At 75.4% G+C, this 2,295-nt stretch carries 2 protein-coding genes and 1 pseudogene; all 3 read left to right on the forward strand.

The genetic code is table 11. From position 1 onward, the window contains the following. Positions 1 to 420: 420 nt before the first annotated feature. Positions 421 to 915, forward strand: a complete 495-nt coding sequence (locus tag KSNIM_RS12240; RefSeq protein WP_263103271.1) for a hypothetical protein — start codon at positions 421 to 423, stop codon at positions 913 to 915. Positions 916 to 1,090: 175 nt separating this feature from the next. Then, positions 1,091 to 1,963 carry a bifunctional polysaccharide deacetylase/glycosyltransferase family 2 protein gene (locus KSNIM_RS39420; protein WP_411543858.1) on the forward strand — a complete coding sequence of 291 codons (873 nt, stop codon included), beginning with the start codon at positions 1,091 to 1,093 and terminating at the stop codon, positions 1,961 to 1,963. A 2-nt stretch (positions 1,964 to 1,965) separates the two neighbouring features. Beyond that, positions 1,966 to 2,295: pseudogene (locus KSNIM_RS12255) on the forward strand (hypothetical protein); the annotation flags it as partial.

Here is a 2,295-nt window from a genome sequence, read left to right on the forward strand (position 1 = left end):
CCGTGTCGCCGCCGCCCTCGCCCTCGTCGCGGCCGCCGGCGGGCACCGCGTCCGGCACCGGGCGCTCGCGCGAGCAGCCGGTGGCGAGCAGCAGCCAGCGGCAGCAACAGCGCAACGAGCAGGCGCCCCGCGCCCGCGGCGGCGCCGGGCGCCGGAAGTCGTCTGGCCACGGGGCCGTGCGCCCCTGTGCCGATGCGCCGCGGGGGACCGACCGGGCGGGAGCGGTCGGCGTGTCCGGGCATCCTGCGAGGTGGTCCGGTCCGCACCGAAGGCGCCCGCCGCACGTCTCGATCCGGTCACAAGCTCACCGCATATCTCCCCACATCGGACATTGACACTGATTCAGGTCGACCGGGTGGACTACGGTCTGCCACACGGCGGTTCTGCCTGCCCGCCTGACCCTGGAAGGCCCGGATCCCGATGTCGATCTCCCAACCCCGGACCGACGACCGGAGTGCCATACCCGCCGGAGCCGAGCCCGCGCCGGTCTTCGTGGACCAGTCCGGGGCCCGCGGTCGGCGCCTGCGGCACCTGGGCTGGCTGGTCGGCGGCAGCGGCCTGCTCTTCACCGTCGGCATGGTGGTGAGCCTCTTCGGCGCCGTCGCCCAGGCCCCTCCGCTGGAGCTGCCCGACTCGCTCGCCTCGCCCACCGCGGTGCCGAGCCCGCAGCCCGAGCCCTCCGTGTCGGTGAGCCCCTCGGCCTCGGGCAGGGCCACGCAGATCGGCCACACCGGCGCGTCCGGCAAGCCGAGCGGTTCCGCATCGAAGTCCGTCACCGCCAAGGCCACCGCCTCGCACTCCGCCGGCACGAAGGCGTCGACCACCGCCAAGCCCGGCACCACGGTGAAGACCGGCACCACCACCAGGACCGGCACAACGGGCGCCACCACGACCACCGCCTCCGTCGGCCACTGAGCCTGCGCACCGCCGCCCGTCGCCCCGTACCGGCCCACCAGGAACGCCCATGTCCCGCAGTCAGCACCGTCGGCAGTCGGTGCTCCGCCCCCGCCGCCTCGCCGCGCCGCCGCTGAGGTTCTTCCTGCCGGTGACCCTCCCGGTCTGCCTGCGCGGCCTGATGGTGCTCCGCGGCATGGCGACCACCGAGGTGTTCCACGACGAGCGCACCGCCGATTCCGCCGACAGCGGTACCGTCCCGCCCGACCTGCCGACCGGCGGCCGGGTCGTCGACGCCCGCGGCGAGAGGAACGACGCTCCGGTCAGCTACCGGATCCCCGACCGCACCATCGTGCCCAGCCTCGACGAAGGCCCGGATCCGACCTGGCCCCCGAAGCTCCTCGACATCCTCAAGGACCGCGGGGTGCACGCCAGCCTCTTCATCCCGGGCTCGACGGCCGCCCAGCACCCGGACATCGTCCGGCGCATGGTCGACGAGGGCCACGAGATCGGCCCCCACACCGTCACCCGTCCCGACCTCGCACTGCTGCGCGACGGCTGGCGGATCGTCTACGCCGGGAAGGCCCGCGCCCGGACGCAGGCCCCGGCGGGCATGGGCGGGCGGTGGTCCCAGCGCTACCGCTGGAGCTACGGCACCGTGCAGGCGATGTGGAAGCACCCGCACACGCTGGTCGAGCCCGGCCCCGGCGGCCGCTTCGGCCGGCTCGGCCTGCCGATGGTCGTGCTGTTCGGTGTGCTCGCCCCGCTGCTCGCCCCGGTCATCGACCGCTTCCTGCTCCACGGCGTGCTCTTCGTCGACGCGCAGAAGACCCTGGCCGCCTGGTTCGGTGTGCTGGCCGTCCAGGGCCTGCTCGCCTCCTACGCCTTCCGGCTGGACCGCGAGAGGCCCTGGCACCCGATAACCCTGCCGGTCCAGCAGATGGTCTACCGGCAGCCCATGTACCCCGTGCTGCTGCAGTCGTCGATCACCGCGGTCACCGGCGGACGGCTGCGCTGGCAGAAACTGCGGCGCACCGGTGAGGTCTCCGCCCCGATCGTGGAGGTCTGACCGTGTCCGAACCGACCGAGCGGCCCGAGAGCGCCGACAGCTTCTTCACCCCGCGCAAGCGCCCCCAGCCCGCCGAGGGCAGCGACCGCCCGACCGCACCGGGCCGTCCCGGCTCACCGTCCGGCCCCCCGCCCGGTACTTCCGGCGCGCCCGGCGCTCCGCGCAGCACCGGCGCGCCCCGCGAGACCGGTGCGGGCCGCGGCCTAGCCGACCGTCCCGGCATGCCCCGCCCGGCCGACGGCCCGGGCCGTCCCGGAGCACAGGGCCGGCCGCAGGGGCCGGCCGCGCCGAACCGGCCGCAGGCACCGGGCAGCGGGTACCGCCCGCAGGGC

It is taken from the genome of Kitasatospora sp. DSM 101779, from assembly GCF_025655475.1.
Classification (GTDB): Bacteria; Actinomycetota; Actinomycetes; order Streptomycetales; family Streptomycetaceae; genus Kitasatospora.